This is a genomic window from Streptomyces beihaiensis, assembly GCF_026274175.1.
GTDB classification, from domain to species: domain Bacteria; phylum Actinomycetota; class Actinomycetes; order Streptomycetales; family Streptomycetaceae; genus Streptomyces; species Streptomyces beihaiensis.
Window position 1 is genome coordinate 1 of record NZ_JAPHNL010000233.1, and the last position, 14,979, is coordinate 14,979.

The 14,979-nt window shown below is 73.5% G+C and carries 16 protein-coding genes and 1 pseudogene; 7 read left to right on the forward strand and 10 right to left on the reverse strand.

Annotated elements, in window-relative coordinates:
- Both OFY01_RS18345 and OFY01_RS18350 read right to left on the reverse strand, forming a co-directional pair.
- Positions 1-414 (reverse strand): annotated as a pseudogene (locus tag OFY01_RS18345) (glycosyltransferase); the annotation flags it as partial.
- Positions 411-1,160 carry a glycosyltransferase family 2 protein gene (locus tag OFY01_RS18350; RefSeq protein ID WP_266601324.1) on the reverse strand — a complete coding sequence of 250 codons (750 nt, stop codon included), beginning with the start codon at positions 1,158-1,160 and terminating at the stop codon, positions 411-413. The gene OFY01_RS18350 and the pseudogene OFY01_RS18345, both read right to left, overlap by 4 nt.
- A gap of 127 nt (positions 1,161-1,287) precedes the next feature.
- On the opposite strand from OFY01_RS18350, the gene OFY01_RS18355 reads away from it, so the two are divergent.
- Entirely contained in the window at positions 1,288-2,085 is a 798-nt protein-coding gene (locus tag OFY01_RS18355) for a response regulator transcription factor (RefSeq protein WP_266601254.1), read from the forward strand.
- Positions 2,082-3,197 (forward strand): sensor histidine kinase, encoded by a 1,116-nt coding sequence (locus OFY01_RS18360; protein ID WP_266601256.1) that lies wholly within the window; start codon positions 2,082-2,084, stop codon positions 3,195-3,197. Before OFY01_RS18355 ends, OFY01_RS18360 begins: the two co-directional genes overlap by 4 nt.
- 23 nt (positions 3,198-3,220) lie before the next feature.
- Here the strand turns inward: OFY01_RS18360 and OFY01_RS18365 are convergent, their stop codons facing one another.
- Complete coding sequence (locus OFY01_RS18365; protein ID WP_266601258.1) at positions 3,221-4,261, reverse strand: NAD-dependent epimerase/dehydratase family protein; 1,041 nt, start codon at positions 4,259-4,261, stop codon at positions 3,221-3,223.
- Positions 4,262-4,573: 312 nt separating this feature from the next.
- Between OFY01_RS18365 and OFY01_RS18370 the strand changes: the two genes are divergently transcribed.
- A complete protein-coding gene (locus OFY01_RS18370) occupies positions 4,574-5,371 on the forward strand; it encodes a VOC family protein (protein WP_266601260.1) in 798 nt (265 codons plus the stop codon).
- A 69-nt stretch (positions 5,372-5,440) separates the two neighbouring features.
- Here the strand turns inward: OFY01_RS18370 and OFY01_RS18375 are convergent, their stop codons facing one another.
- Positions 5,441-5,905, reverse strand: a complete 465-nt coding sequence (locus tag OFY01_RS18375) for a MarR family winged helix-turn-helix transcriptional regulator (RefSeq protein WP_266601262.1) — start codon at positions 5,903-5,905, stop codon at positions 5,441-5,443.
- A gap of 139 nt (positions 5,906-6,044) precedes the next feature.
- On the opposite strand from OFY01_RS18375, the gene OFY01_RS18380 reads away from it, so the two are divergent.
- The 3 genes from OFY01_RS18380 (at position 6,045) to OFY01_RS18390 (ending at position 9,063) form a co-directional block, all read left to right on the forward strand.
- Entirely contained in the window at positions 6,045-6,311 is a 267-nt protein-coding gene (locus OFY01_RS18380) for a hypothetical protein (RefSeq protein WP_266601264.1), read from the forward strand.
- Between the two features lie 136 nt (positions 6,312-6,447).
- Complete coding sequence (locus OFY01_RS18385) at positions 6,448-8,463, forward strand: NADPH-dependent 2,4-dienoyl-CoA reductase (RefSeq protein WP_266601266.1); 2,016 nt, start codon at positions 6,448-6,450, stop codon at positions 8,461-8,463.
- A gap of 72 nt (positions 8,464-8,535) precedes the next feature.
- Complete coding sequence (locus OFY01_RS18390) at positions 8,536-9,063, forward strand: PadR family transcriptional regulator (RefSeq protein WP_266601268.1); 528 nt, start codon at positions 8,536-8,538, stop codon at positions 9,061-9,063.
- 84 nt (positions 9,064-9,147) lie between these two features.
- On the opposite strand, the gene OFY01_RS18395 is transcribed toward OFY01_RS18390, so the two are convergent.
- Positions 9,148-9,660, reverse strand: a complete 513-nt coding sequence (locus OFY01_RS18395) for a hypothetical protein (RefSeq protein WP_266601270.1) — start codon at positions 9,658-9,660, stop codon at positions 9,148-9,150.
- Between the two features lie 309 nt (positions 9,661-9,969).
- Between OFY01_RS18395 and OFY01_RS18400 the strand changes: the two genes are divergently transcribed.
- Entirely contained in the window at positions 9,970-10,689 is a 720-nt protein-coding gene (locus OFY01_RS18400) for a glycoside hydrolase family 75 protein (protein ID WP_266601272.1), read from the forward strand.
- Positions 10,690-10,734: 45 nt separating this feature from the next.
- Here the strand turns inward: OFY01_RS18400 and dhaM are convergent, their stop codons facing one another.
- From dhaM to OFY01_RS18425, 5 genes are all read right to left on the reverse strand, one after another.
- Positions 10,735-11,148, reverse strand: coding sequence for a dihydroxyacetone kinase phosphoryl donor subunit DhaM (gene dhaM / locus OFY01_RS18405; RefSeq protein ID WP_266601274.1), 414 nt, complete (start codon positions 11,146-11,148; stop codon positions 10,735-10,737).
- Positions 11,145-11,753 (reverse strand): dihydroxyacetone kinase subunit DhaL, encoded by a 609-nt coding sequence (gene dhaL / locus OFY01_RS18410; protein ID WP_266601276.1) that lies wholly within the window; start codon positions 11,751-11,753, stop codon positions 11,145-11,147. The genes dhaM and dhaL overlap by 4 nt, the downstream gene beginning before the upstream one ends.
- Before the next feature lie 59 nt (positions 11,754-11,812).
- Positions 11,813-12,805: a dihydroxyacetone kinase subunit DhaK gene (dhaK, locus tag OFY01_RS18415; RefSeq protein ID WP_266601278.1), complete on the reverse strand. Its 993-nt coding sequence runs from the start codon at positions 12,803-12,805 to the stop codon at positions 11,813-11,815.
- A 148-nt stretch (positions 12,806-12,953) separates the two neighbouring features.
- Positions 12,954-14,189, reverse strand: a complete 1,236-nt coding sequence (locus OFY01_RS18420; protein WP_407700374.1) for a sugar ABC transporter permease — start codon at positions 14,187-14,189, stop codon at positions 12,954-12,956.
- On the reverse strand, positions 14,186-14,962 hold the full coding sequence (locus OFY01_RS18425) for an ATP-binding cassette domain-containing protein (protein ID WP_266601280.1): 777 nt from the start codon (positions 14,960-14,962) through the stop codon (positions 14,186-14,188). Before OFY01_RS18425 ends, OFY01_RS18420 begins: the two co-directional genes overlap by 4 nt.
- Positions 14,963-14,979 lie beyond the last annotated feature (17 nt).

Consider the following 14,979-nt stretch of genomic DNA (forward strand, 5'->3'; position numbering starts at 1 on the left):
GTCCTCGAACGCGGCGGCGATCCGCTCGTCGAGCCCGTCGCCGCGCTGCGGCACCACGTCGAAGCCCGGAGGCAGCCAGGGGCCCGGTTCCCCGGCGAGCACCAGGACCCGGCGCCGCACCGGCGCGGCCAGCGCCGCGTCGAGGGTGTCGCGCAGCGCCGCCTCGGCCAGGGCGGCCGCCTCCCGCGGCGTGAACGGGGGAGTGAGCCGGGTCTTGACCCGCCCGGCCACCGGCTCCTTGGCGAGGACGAGCAGCGTGGGCCCGTCGGGTGTGCCGGAGGGGCGGGAGGAGCTGGAGGGGCGGGGGGAGTCGGCAGAACGGGAGGTGCCGGAGGGGCAGGAGGCGCCGGAGGAACGGGAGGGGTCGGACGAACCGGATGAGCCAGACGTGTCGTGTGGGGCGATCGCGTTCATCGGGCCGCGCCTTCCCGCCGGTTCGCGCCTTGCGGCCGGGTCGTGCCTTCCGCGAGCACGGCCCGCATGTCTCGCACCGCCTGCCAGGTCCCACGCCAGGTGCCGGTCACCTTCGAATCGCCGGTGCGCGGCCGATACGGCACGTCGTACTCCTCCACGCGCCACCCCGCGTCGGCGGCCCGGACCACCATCTGCAGCGGGTAGCCGCTGCGCCGGTCGGTCAGTCCGAGCGCCAGCAGGTCGGCGCGGCGGGCCGCCCGCAGCGGGCCCAGGTCGTGCAGGCCGAGACCGGTGCGGCGGCGCAGCATGCGGGTGAGTGCCAGGTTCCCGGCGCGGGCGTGCGGCGGCCACGCCCCGCGCCCCTGCGGCCTGCGCCGCCCGAGCACCAGGTCGGCGTCGCCGTGCGCCACCCGCCGTACGAACGGTTCGAGCAGCGCCGGATCGAGCGAGGCGTCGCAGTCGCAGAAGCACACCACGTCGGCGGTGGCCGAGGTCAGGCCCGCGTGGCAGGCCGCACCGAACCCGCGCCGCGCCTCGTGGACCACCGTGGCGCCCAGGCCGCGGGCGATCTCGGCGGAGCCGTCCGTGGACCCGTTGTCCACGACGACGGCCCGCCACCCGGCGGGGACCCGGGACAGCACCCACGGCAGCGCGGCCGCCTCGTCGAGGCAGGGAAGCACCACGTCGACGGTGGCGTCGGCGGGGGAGGGACGGGGTGGACCTGAAGGGGATGCGTCAGACGGGATCACGGGCCTCACCCTAAGAGCGGGAAACGGACAGAGCGGGCGTTGGAGTCCTTACGAAACAAGGACATCGGGCCGCCCGCACCCCGGGCCGGGACCCCTTCGCCCGGGGGAGTGCGACGCTGGAGCCATGCACACACCACCGCAGGGCGGCCGGGTCCTGGTCGTCGACGACGACCCCACGGTCGCCGAGGTCGTCGCCGGCTACCTCGACCGCTCGGGGTACGCCGTGGCCCGCGCCGCCGACGGGCCCACGGCCCTGGCCAGGGCCGCCGCGCGCCGCCCCGACCTGGTCGTGCTCGACCTGATGCTGCCCGGCATGGACGGCTTGGAGGTCTGCCGCCGGCTGCGCGCCGAGGGCCCGGTCCCCGTGATCATGCTGACCGCGCGCGGCGACGAGGACGACCGCATCCTCGGTCTCGAAGTGGGAGCCGACGACTACGTCACCAAGCCGTTCAGCCCGCGCGAGCTGGTGCTGCGCGTCGGCTCCGTGCTGCGCCGCAGCCGCGCCGCCGACCGGTCCGCCCCGGCCGGCCCGCTCGCCGTCGGCGCCCTCGCCCTCGACCCCGACGCCCGGCGCGCCACCCGCGACGGCGTGGAACTCGCCCTGACCATACGCGAGTTCGACCTGCTCGCCTTCTTCCTGCGCCACCCCGGCAAGGCGTTCGGCCGCGAGGAGCTGATGCGGCACGTGTGGGGCTGGGACTTCGGCGACCTGTCCACGGTCACCGTGCACATCCGCCGCCTGCGCGCCAAGATCGAGCCCGACCCGGCGGCGCCGACCCTCATCCAGACGGTGTGGGGCGTCGGCTACCGCCTGGACGCCGCCGCGCCGGCGCAGAGCGACGCGGCACCGCCGGTGGAGAGCGACGCGAGGGGGTCGGCGCCGAGCGGCGCGACGAGGCCGGCGGAGAGTGACGTGTCATGACCGACACCCTTCTCATCGCCCTGTACGCGTTCATCGGCGCCGCCGCGGCGGGCCTGCTCGGTGCGGGCGCGCTGCTGGTGCTGCGCCGCCGCTCCCTCATCGTGTCGCTGACCGTCGTCGCGGCGGTCGCCGTGACCGCCATGCTCGCCGGGACGCTCACCGTGGCCTGGGCGATGTTCCTCAACTCGCACGACCTCGGCGTCGTCACCACGGTCGTGGCCATGGCCGCCGTCGTCTCGCTCGCCACGGCGCTGCTGCTCGGCCGGTGGGTGGCCGCACGCAGCCGCGATCTCGCCCGTGCCGCCCGCTCCTTCGGCGACGGCGGCGACTTCGCGCCGCCGGCCGAGCCCGCCACCGCCGAACTGGCGGACCTCACCCGCGAGCTGGCGGCCACCAGCGCCAAGCTCGCCGCGTCCCGCGACCGCGAACGCGCCCTGGAGGCGTCGCGACGCGAGCTGGTCTCCTGGATCTCGCACGACCTGCGTACCCCGCTCGCCGGGCTGCGCGCCATGTCCGAGGCGCTGGAGGACGGCATGGCCGCCGACCCCGACCGCTACCTGCGCCAGATACGAGCCGAGGTCGAGCGGATGAACGACATGGTCGGCGACCTCTTCGAGCTCTCCCGTATCCACGCGGGCGCGCTCGTCCTGTCCCCGCAGCGGATCTCCCTGTACGACCTCGTGGGCGACGCGCTCGCGGGCGCGGACCCGCTGGCCCGCGCCCACGGGGTGCGGCTCGACGGGGACGCGGTCGCCGCGCTCCCCGTGGAGGTCGACGCCAAGGAGATGAGCCGGGTCCTGGGCAACCTCCTCGTCAACGCCATCCGGCGCACCCCGGCCGACGGCACGGTCGCCGTCGCCGCGCGCGCCGCCACGGACGGCGACGGTGTCGTCCTGTCCGTGACCGACGGCTGCGGCGGCATCCCGGAGGACGACCTCGCCCGTGTCTTCGACACCGGCTGGCGCGGCTCCGACGCCCGCACACCGCCGTCCGGCGCGGGTCTCGGCCTGGCCATCGTGCGCGGCATCGTGGAGGCGCACCGGGGCCACGCGGCGGTACGCAACGTCCCTGGCGGCTGCCGGTTCGAGGTGACCCTGCCCCGGTCGGCGTGAGAGAAGCGCCGCCGGACAGGCTCCTACTTCCCGGCCGGTTCCGCCATGTCCTCCCGCGCGAACGCCGCCATGCCCTCACGGAAGCCGACGTCCGGTTTCCAGTCGAGCTCGGCCCTCAGCCGCCCCGAGTCCGCGGTCACATGCCGCACGTCGCCGAGTCTGAACTCCCCGGTGACCACCGGCTCGGGGCCGTCGCACGCCCTGGCCAGCACCCGCGCCATCTCACCCACGGTGTGCACGTCGCCGCTGCCGACGTTGTACGACGTGACGGTCCCGGCCGCCCGCTCCCGCAGGGCTTCGAGCGCCACGGCGTTGGCCCGCGCCACATCCCGTACATGGACGAAGTCGCGGCGCTGGCGGCCGTCCTCGAAGACCCGCGGGGCCTCGCCGCGGGCCAGCGACGAGCGGAAGAACGACGCGACGCCCGCGTAGGGCGTGTCGCGCGGCATGCCGGGCCCGTACACGTTGTGGTAGCGCAGCGCGATGCCGCGGCCGTCGGCGCCGCGCGCCCACGCGGCGGACAGGTGCTCCTGCGCGAGTTTCGTCGTCGCGTACACGTTGCGCGGGTCGAGCGGGGCGTCCTCGGCGACCAGACCGGGGCGCAGCTCGCCGCCGCAGTCCGGGCAGGGCGGCTCGAACCGGCCCGCCTCAAGGTCGGCGAGGGCGCGCGGCCCTGGGCGGACGACGCCGTGGGCGTCGCAGGTGTACCGCCCTTCCCCGTACACGACCATCGAACCGGCCAGGACGAGGTTCCGTACGCCGCGTCCGGCCATCTCGGCGAGCAGCACGGCGGTGCCGAGATCGTTGGCGGAGACGTAGGCGGGCGCGTCCGTGAAGTTCTTGCCGAGGCCCACCATCGCGGCCTGGTGGCAGACCGCGTCGACGCCGTCGAGCGCCTCGCGGACCGTACGCGCGTCCCGGACGTCGCCGACGACGTGCGGTACCCGCTCGCCGGCGGGCCGCGCCACGAGGTCCAGGACGACGACGTCGTGTCCTCGTGCCACCAGCTCCGTCACGACCGCCGACCCGATGAACCCGGCTCCGCCGGTGACCAGTACACGCATGCCGTCCACGCTAGGCGCCGTACGCCACCGCGGGGCACGGCGCGCCGCCACCGTCACGACTCCGTAAGAACCCCGGCCGCACCAGATACCCGAACACCGGCCGCGACCAGGCGACCGTGCCATTGGCCTCACCGCTTCCTCGAACCGCGGGCGCCGTGGCGTGACGACCTCTGCGCGGAGGCCGGGCGGGGTCTCGGACGAGATGTGAGCGACCGGTACGCATCGCGGCCCCGGCCGTCCGGATCTAGCGTGGATCCGTAAGCGCCGGGCTGCCGTGCGCGCCCGGTGATCCCGAACGAAGGGTCTCGCGTCATGTCCGCACGACCGGAAGGCGCGCCCGTCTGGGCCGACGCCATGGTCCCCGACCTGGAAGCCGCCAAGTCCTTCTACGCCGAGCTGTTCGGCTGGTCCTACGATCCGGGCTCGGCCGAGTTCGGGAACTACACGCAGGCGAAGACGGCCGACGGCAAACACGTCGCGGCGCTCGCCCCGCAGATGCCCGGCACGCCGGAAGGAACCCCCGCGGCCTGGAACCTCTACCTCGCCACCTCCGACGCCGAGGCCGCCGTCGAGCGGATCAAGGGCGCGGGTGGCACGCTGCTCGCCGAACCGATGCAGGTCGCCGACTTCGGCACCATGGCGGTCGCCCAGGACCCCGGTGGCGTGGGTTTCAGCGTGTGGCAGCCCGGTTCGCACCAGGGCTTCGAGACGGTCAACGAGCCCGGTGCCTACGGCTGGGCCGAGGTCACCGCGCGCGACACGGCCGCGAGCGACGCGTTCTTCACCTCGGTCTTCTCCTACGACGTGAAGAAGATGGCCGACGAACACGTCGACTACCAGGTGTGGCAGCTGAACGACGCCCCCGTCCTCGGCCGCATGAAGATGCCGGACGAGGTTCCGCCGCAGGCCCCCTCGTACATCAACGTGTACTTCGTCGTGTCCGACTGCGACGCCGCCGTCGCCACCACCGAACGGCTCGGCGGGAAGACGCTGTTCGGGCCGGTGGACAGCCCCTTCGGCCGGTTCGCCTGTGTGATGGACCAGCAGGGCGCCGCCTTCAGCGTGATCGATGTGCAGGCCCGCACCGGGGAGATGCCGCCGTTGTCCTGACGACGCGGCCCGGCCGCCGAGGTCCGGCCGCCCCGAGGTCCGACCTTCCGAGGTCCGGCCGTCCGGTGCTCAACCGCCTTGGGCGGCCGCCTCGTTGTATCGCTCCAGGTATGCGGCGAAGCGTGTCAGGTCGTCCTCGGACCAGTCCGCGAGACGCTCACCGAACAGCTGCCTGCGGCTGACGGTGACCTGCGCGAGGATCTCGGTGCCCGCCGCGGTGGGGTGCAGTACCTGCACCCGGTGGTCGTCCGGGTCCACGCGTCGCATCACCAGGCCGGCTCGCTCCAGGGCGGAGACCTGCCGGCTGACCGTCGACTTGTCGAGCGCGTAGTGGGCCGCCAGGTCGGTGGCCCGGCAACCGCCGAGCTCCTCCAGATGGGCGAGCAGGGTGTACGAGACGAGCGACAGCTCGGGGTGGAGCCGCGCGGCGGTCGCACGGGCGCGGCGGGCGAACGACGTCAGCTCCCGCTGGATCGTCTCCACCGCCGACGCGCGGACGCTCGCGGGCTCGTTCTGCGGTACGGCCTCCGGCACTGCTGCGTCCTTCCTGGTCCAGTCCCTCTCGTTGCATTCTACAACCGGACTTGCCGCCGGACTCGTGCGCGTTCACGCGTATGCGTACGGCGGCCGGTGCGGCGGGCGGGGCGCGGCACCCCGCATTAGCCTCCGGACCATGAGCGAAACGCGCGATGTGCCCGAGCGATACACCGTCGTCCTCAAGCCCCGCCTCGCCGACGCCGAGGGCCACCCCGACCACGGCAACCCGCTGCGCGCCGTGCCCGTCGAGGCCGTCGGCGGCGTGGGCGAGAGCGGCTATCCGCGCTACGAGGGCGGGGGAGTGCGGGCCGAGATCGACCCGCGCACCCGGACCGTGGAGGCGGTGACCGTCGACGGGAACGAGCTGCCCTACGGGTGGGTGGCCGAGGTCGCCGAGGGCTGAGTCGGCCCCGGTCCACCCCGCCGATCCGCCCCGCGCTGGGCGGGCCGCGTGGCGCAGGTCTCTTGTGCAACTTGTTGCACAATCGCGTCGGTGTCGTCTACAACAGTGAGGACGTACGCCGCGCACGGAGGGCCCCATGAGCCGATACCCGCACCTGCTCGCCCCGCTCGACCTGGGCTTCACGACGCTGCCCAACCGCGTCCTGATGGGCTCGATGCACGTGGGCCTCGAAGAGGCGGAGAACGGCTTCGCGCGCATGGCCGAGTTCTACGCGACCCGCGCCCGCGGCGGCGTCGGCCTCATCGTCACCGGCGGTATCGCCCCCAACGAGGCGGGACGCCCCTGGGCAGGCGGCGCCAAGCTCACCACCGAGGCGGAAGCCGCGCAGCACCGCGAGATCACCGACGCCGTGCACGCGGCGGGCGGCAAGATCGCCATGCAGATCCTCCACTTCGGCCGCTACGCCTACCATGAGGACCTCGTCGCCCCGAGCCCCGTCCAGGCGCCCATCAGCCCCTTCGTGCCGCGCGAACTCACCGACGCCGACGTCGAGCAGACGATCGAGGACTTCGTACGCGCCGCCGAGCTCGCCAGGTCGGCCGGGTACGACGGCGTGGAGATCATGGGCTCCGAGGGCTACCTCATCAACGAGTTCATCGTCGCCGCCACCAACCACCGCACCGACCGCTGGGGCGGCTCGTACGAGAACCGCATCCGCTTCCCCGTCGAGATCGTGCGCCGTGCGCGCGAACGCGTCGGCCCCGACTTCATCATCATCTACCGCCTGTCCATGCTGGACCTCGTCCCCGGCGGCTCCACCCTCGACGAGGTCGTCCACCTCGCCAAGGAGATCGAGGCCGCCGGCGCCACCCTCATCAACACCGGCATCGGCTGGCACGAGGCCCGCATCCCCACCATCGTCACCTCGGTGCCGCGCGGCGCCTACACCTGGGTCACCAAGAAGCTGATGGGCGAGGTCTCCGTCCCGCTCGTCACCACCAACCGCATCAACACCCCGGAACTGGCCGAGGAGTTGCTTGCCGACGGCGTCGCCGACATGGTCTCCCTCGCCCGGCCGATGCTCGCCGACCCCGACTTCGTGACCAAGGCCGCCGACGACCGGTCCGACACCATCAACACCTGCATCGGCTGCAACCAGGCATGCCTCGACCACACGTTCAGCGGCAAGATCACCTCCTGCCTGGTCAACCCGCGCGCCTGCCACGAGACCGAACTCGTCCTGTCACCCACGCGCACCGTCAAGCGCGTCGCCGTCGTCGGCGCGGGCCCGGCCGGACTCGCCTGCGCCGTCTCCGCCGCCGAACGCGGCCACGACGTCACACTCTTCGACGCCGGGGCCGAGATCGGCGGGCAGCTCAACGTGGCCCGCAAGGTCCCCGGCAAGGAAGAATTCGACGAGACGCTGCGCTACTTCCGCACCCAGCTCGAACTACGCGGCGTGGACGTCAAGTTGAACACCCGCGTCGCCGCCGCCGACCTCGACGCGTACGACGAGGTCGTCGTCGCCACCGGCGTCACCCCGCGCACTCCCGTCATCGACGGTGTCGACCACCCGAGCGTGGTCGGCTACCTCGACGTGCTCCGCCACGGCGCGCCCGTCGGCGACCGCGTCGCCGTCATCGGCGCGGGCGGCATCGGCTTCGACGTCGCCGAATACCTCACCGACGGCGGCGAGAAGGCCAGCCAGGACCCGGCCGCCTACTTCCGTCTCTGGGGCGTCGACACCGACTACGCCGACCGCGGCGGACTCACGAAGCCCGAGCGGCCCGCACCGCCGCGCGAGGTCCACCTCGTCCAGCGCAAGACGTCCAAGGTCGGCGCGGGCCTCGGCAAGACCACCGGCTGGATCCACCGCACCGAACTGCGCCACCGAGGCGTCACCATGATCGCCGGTGCCACGTACGACCGGATCGACGACGCGGGCCTGCACCTCACCGTCGACGGCGAGCGGACCCTGATCCCCGTCGACACGGTCGTCCTGTGCGCGGGCCAGGAGCCGCACCGCCCCCTCTACGACGAACTGGTCGCCGCGGGCCGCACCCCGCACCTGATCGGCGGTGCCGACGTCGCGGCGGAACTCGACGCCAAGCGCGCCATCAAGCAGGGCACCGAGGTCGCCGCGGCCCTCTGAGACCGGGCGGTCACGCGTCCGGGCCCGCCGGACACGTGACCGCCCCCGCACCCCCTTGCATACCCTGGCCCCATGTCACTCCCGCACGCGATCCTCACGGCCCTCCTGGAGAAGCCGTCGTCGGGCCTGGAACTGACCCGCCGCTTCGACAGGTCCATCGGCTACTTCTGGTCCGCCACGCACCAGCAGATCTACCGGGAGCTCGGCAGACTGGAACGCGAGGGACTCATCCGCGCGCTCCCGGCCGCCGCACCCGCGCGCGGCCAGAAGAAGGAGTACGAGGTACTGCCCGAGGGGCGTACCGAACTCGCCCGCTGGACCGCCGAGAGCCAGGACCCCCGCCCCCTGCGGGACCCGCTGCCGCTGCGGCTGCGCGCGGCGGCGATCGTCGGCACGGCCGGTGTCGACGACGACCTGCGCCGCCATCTGGACCTGCACCGGCAGCAGTTGGAGAACTACCAGGAGATCGAGAAGCGCGACTTCCCGCCCGGCAGGGACAGCGAGCCCGACCGCCTGCGGCACGCGGTGCTGCGGGCAGGTATCGACCTGGAGACCTTCTGGGTGCGGTGGCTGGAGCGGACGCTCGCCGAGCTGGAGTGAGCCGTCGGTGGCCCCCGTACGTGCGACTGCCGCCGTCCGGCGGCGGACGGCGGCAGCAGGCCGCACGGCGTGGGGAGGCCGCCTTCAGGTGCGCTGTCCGGCGGCCCTTCGGCGCAGGAACCAGACACCGGCGGTGACACCCGCGGCGACCAGCGCGCCGCCCCCGGCCAGCGTCAGCGGCCCCACGTCGTGCACGGCACCGCCGAGACCGCCCCGCACACCGGCGATGGGCGTGGAAGTCGACGAGGTGGTCGGGGTGCCGCGCGTCACGGTCACCGACGTCGGGCCCACCGTCGACCCGTCGGAGCAGGCCACCACCACCTGATACGTTCCCGGGCTGACGTTCTGCCAGATGGCCGTCCCCGAGTTGAGGGGGGTCTGCCTGCCCTGGGCGAAGTTGGCCTGACCCGCGGACAGGAGGGAAGCGTTGCCCGCGTTGGGACAGGCCGTCGTCGTGGCCCGCACCAGAGAGCCCGAGGACGTCACATTGAGCTCCACGGACGTGGCGGCGAGAGCCGCGGGCGCCACCACCGCCGGCGGCAGCACCGCCGCGGCCACGGTGAGACCACAGCGCGTGAGTATCGACGTAGTACGCATGATGTCTGCCCTCCGGCGGCACGGGAGGCGCGCATCCCATGGCCCGCCCGAGTCGGCAAAGGCCCGTGCTGCCTCACGCACACTCAATGCGCGTGGTGAGCGCCCCGCATGCGGACCGCCGCCGGGCAGGTGACGCGTTCCGTCGTCCGGCCCACCCGGCACGCGCGACGGAGCCCGTCCGGCCGCCGAACAGTGGACGGCGCCGCGCCCGGCCCGCAGATTGAGGTGATGTGCCGACCGGGGACGAGAACGCGCCGAGCCGCCGATCACCTCCCCGGACCGTCCCTGTCCCCGACCGAAAGCCCCACAGTGCACCCTCGTCTCCTGCCGCTCGCCGCCACCGGCGCGGCGGTTCTGCTCGCCGTCGCCTCCCTGCCCGCGTCGGCCCGTCCGCGCCCGCACACCGCCGACCCGGGCGAACCGGTCGTGCCCGTCGCCCGGGAAGGCGGGGTACGCGCAGCCGACCTGCTCGCCGCGGTCCGCGGCTGCCGGCAGATCTCGCACGGCCGCTACCGCACCGACGACGGCGCCCGCGCGACCGTCCCGGTCTGTTCCGACAACGGCGTCGTGCACTTCAAGGCCGACCTCGACGTCGACTGCGACGGACGCCCCGGCAAGCACTGCAACCGCCGCACCGACCCGCTCTTCGTCTCCACCACCGCCTACCAGCGGTCCGACGGCCGCGAGCTGAGCGCCGAGGAGCTGCCGTACGTCGTCGTGCCCGGCGCGAGCAGCATCTGGAGCCCCGCCCGCTCCAAGGTCACCGGAGGCACCGTCGCGGCGGTCGTGCACCGCGACCGAGTGGTCTACGCCGTCGTGGGCGACACCGGGCCGAACGACCTCATCGGCGAGGCGTCCTACGCCACGGCGCGGGCGCTCGGCATCAACGCGGACCCGGCGGGCGGCGGGGCGGGCGACGAGGTCACGTACATCCTCTTCCCCGGTGTGCGGGCCCACCCGATCGAGAGCCACCAGGCGGCCGCGACGGCGGGCGAGCGAGCGGCGAAGGCGCTCGTGGCCCGCCGCTGACGGCGGCGCCCTTCCCCGGGGCTTTCCCGGGGCTTGCCCGGAGCCTCATTCCTTGCGGTAGGCGTACGCCTCGGACGCGGCCGCCACGACCGCGTCCAGGTCCGCGCCGGCCGACGCGGTCACCACGGCGGCCACCGCGCCCTCCACGAACGGGGCGTCCACCAGACGGGTCGCCTCCGGCAGCTCGTCGCCCTCGGCGAGCAACGCCTTGACCGTGAGGACCGCGCTGCCCAGGTCCACGAGGACGGCGACGCCCGCGCCCCGGTCCACCGACGCGGCGGCCGCCGAGACCAGGTCGGAGCTGGTGCCCAGGCCGCCGTCCGGGGTGCCGCCCGCCGCGGCGACCGGAGCCGTGTCCCCGCCTCCGGAGAGCCCCGCCGCCAGGCGCGCCACCGACTCGGCGACCTCCCGGCTGTGCGAGACCAGGACGATACCGACCCGTCGGTCCGCGGCGGTCATTCCCCGGCCCCCGCGGCCTCGGCGAGCGCGCCGAACAACAGCGCCGACGACGTCGCGCCCGGATCCTGATGCCCGATGCTGCGCTCGCCCAGATAACTGGCCCGCCCCTTGCGCGCGAGAAGCGGGATCGTCGCCTCGGCGCCGTGCTCGGCCGCGGCACGCGCCGCCGTGAAGTCCCCCTCGCCGAACGCGTCCACGGCCGGCACGAGGGCGTCCAGCATCGTCTTGTCGCCCGGCGCCGCACCGCCGAGCGCGGCCACCGCGTCGACCCCGGTGCGCAGCGCCCGTGCCAGGTCGGCCCCGCTCACCTCTGCCGCGTCGCCCAGAGCCTTCCCGGCGCGCCGCAACAACGTCCCGTACAGCGGGCCGGACGCGCCGCCGACCGTCGAGATCAACTGCCGTCCGGCCAGCATCAGCACGGCCCCCGGCGTGTCCGGCGGCTCCTTGTCGAGGGAGGCCCGCACCACGGCGAACCCGCGCTGCATGTTGCTGCCGTGGTCGGCGTCGCCGATCGGCGAGTCGAGTTCGGTGAGACGGTCGGCCTCGCGGTCGATCACGGCCGCGGCGATGGTCATCCAGCGCCGGAAGAAATCGGCGTCGAGCACAGGATCTCCTTGCGTTCGGGTACGGGGAGCTGCCGGGGGAGAGGGGCGGGAAGGGAGGCTCACCGGCCCCAGCGCAGCCCCGGCGTGCTGACCGGGGCGTCCCACAGCCGCAGCAGTTCCTCGTCGACCTGGCACACCGTCACGGAGGCGCCCGCCATGTCGAGCGAGGTCACGTAGTTGCCGACGAGCGTGCGGGCGACCGGCACACCGCGCTCGGTCAGCACCCGCTGCACCTCGGCGTTGAAGCCGTACAGTTCGAGCAGCGGCGTCGCCCCCATGCCGTTGACCAGGACGAGCACAGGACCGCTCGGGTCCAGGTCCTCCATGACGGCGTCCACGGCGAAGTCGGCGATCTCGCCGGACGTCATCATCGCGCGCCGCTCACGGCCCGGCTCCCCGTGGATGCCGACGCCCAACTCCAGTTCGCCGGGCGGCAGATCGAAGGTCGGTGAGCCCTTCGCCGGGGTGGTGCACGCGCTCAGCGCCACGCCGAAGCTGCGTGCGCTCTCGTTCACCTGCCGCGCGAGGGCCTCGACGCGCTCCAGAGGCTGCCCCTCGTCGGCCGCCGCGCCCGCGATCTTCTCCACGAACAGAGTGGCACCGGTCCCGCGCCGCCCGGCCGTGTAGAGGCTGTCGGTCACGGCCACGTCGTCGTTGACGAGAACCCTGGCGACCTGGATCCCCTCGTCCTCGGCGAGTTCGGCCGCCATGTCGAAGTTGAGCACGTCGCCGGTGTAGTTCTTCACGACGAACAGCACGCCCGCCCCGCTGTCCACCGCCGCCGCGGCCCGCACCATCTGGTCCGGCACCGGAGAGGTGAACACCTCCCCGGGGCAGGCGGCCGACAGCATCCCGGGCCCCACGAACCCGCCGTGCAGCGGCTCGTGCCCCGACCCGCCGCCCGACACCAGCGCCACCTTCCCGGCGACCGGCGCGTCGCGGCGGACGATCACCCGGTTCTCCACGTCGACGGTCAGCTCGGGGTGGGCGGCGGCCATCCCGCGCAGGGCGTCGGCGACGACGGTCTCCGGAACGTTGATCAACATCTTCACGGGTAACCTCCGAGTGGCGTCATCGGTCTCGGTGCCGCCTTTGGCCGGTGATCGTGTGTCAGGGCGTGCGCACGGCGGCACACCCCGCCAGTATCGGCGCAGCGACCGCGTCGAGCACGTGTTACGCCAAGAAGGGCGCGGCACGGGGTCAGGCCCGGCCGTGTGCCTGCTGGGAGCGGCGGGCGACCGCGTCGATGACGGCGGCGGCGAACAGCACCCCGCCGGTGATCACGAGCTGGACGGCCACGGGCGTGCTGGTGAGCGCCATGCCCGAGGCGATCGACTGGATGACGAGGATGCCGAGCGCCGCCGACCAGGTCCTGCCGCGCCCCCCGAACAGGCTGGTCCCGCCGATGACCGCCGCCGCGATGGCGTTGAGCAGCAGCACGCCCGTGCCCGAGGACTGGCTCACCGACGTGATCCGGGAGGCCAGGAACAGGCCGCCGATCGCGGACATCGTGCCCGACACCGCGAGGACCGAGGTGCGCACCCACACCACCTTGACGCCCGCGCGGCGGGCCGCCTCCACATCGCCGCCCAGCGCGTGGATCTGCCGCCCGTAGCGCGTGCGCTGCAGGACGACGTCGAGCGCGGCCACCACGACGAGGAAGAGCAGCAGGGCCAGCGGCAGGCCGTGGAACCGGTTGAGCACGTACGCGGCGGCGAACGCGATCACCGCGAACACGCCGGTGCGCGCCGTGATCTCCTGGTACGAGCGGTAGGGCATACCGGCGGCCCGGCGCCGCAGACGCGCCCGCCAGGACGCGAGGAGGAGCAGGCCGACACCGGCCGCCGCCGCCCCGTAGGCGGCCCCCGGGGCGGTGAAGGAGTAACTGGTCAGCTTGGCGACGAGGCCGTCGGCGTCGAGGTCGATGGTGCCGCTGGTGCCGAGCACGTAGAGCATCACGCCGTTCCAGGCGAGCAGCCCGGCCAGGGTGACGACGAACGCGGGAACGCCGGTCCTGGCGAAGGAGAATCCCTGAAGGGCGCCCACCGCGGTGCCGACGAGCACCGCAGCGACGAGGGCGAGCCACTCCGGCACGCCGTTCTGCACGTTCAGCACGGCGAACACGGCCGCCGCCAGACCGCTGACCGAACCGACCGACAGGTCGATCTCACCGATCAGCAGCACGAAGACGACACCGACCGCGATCAGGCCCGTGCCGACGATGTCCACGCTGAGGTCGGACAGGTTGCGGGGGGACAGGAAGTTCCTGTTGAGGATCTCGAAGACCGTCCAGGTCGCGGCGAGCAGCAGGACGACCGGGAAGGCGCCCAGTTCGCCGCCGCGCAGCCTGCGCCCGGCCGTCGCCGCCCACGCGCGCGCACGCGGGGCGCGGCCCGGCTCGGCGGCGTCTTGCCGCGTTCGGCGCGCGTCGTTCACCACCGCGCCCCCCGGTGTGTCGTCCGGTGGGGCACGGCGTTGTCCGTGGCGCCGGTGATGGAGGAGATGATCTGCTCCTGGGGCGTGGTGTTCACGTCGAAGAAGCCGTTGTTGCGGCCGAGCCGCAGCACGGCCGCCCGGTCCGCGAGCGCCTTGACGTCGCCCATGTTGTGGCTGATGAGCAGGACGCCCAGACCGCGCTCGCGCAGTTCGTCGACGAGTTCGAGGACCTTGGCGGCCTGCGAGACACCCAGGGACGCGGTGGGTTCGTCCAGCAGGAGCACACGTGGTCGGCCGAGCAGGGAGCGGGCGATGGCGACCATCTGGCGCTGACCGGAGGACAGGGAGACCACGGGGGTGCGCGGCTCGGGATGACCGGGCCACACCAGGGCGAGCAGTTCCCGGCTGCGGCGTTCCATCTCCACCTCGTCGAGCAGCCCGAACTTGCCGGCCTCCCGCCCGAGGAACAGGTTGGCGACGATGTCCAGGTTCCCGCACAGCGCCAGGTCCTGGTAGACGGTGGCGATGCCCAGGGACCGGGCGTCGTGCGGACGCTTGAGCTGAACCTCTTGGCCCTCCCACTCGACGAGGCCGGCGTCCGCCGGGGCGACGCCCGCGATCACCTTCACCAAAGTGGACTTTCCGGCGCCGTTGTCCCCCAGAAGGGCGACGACCTGACCGGAGCGCACCTCCAGATCGACGTCGGTCAGGACCTGGACGGCGCCGAAGCGTTTGCACACGCCGTGCAGCGCCAGCAGTGGTGGATCCGGCACGCGAACCACTCCTCTTG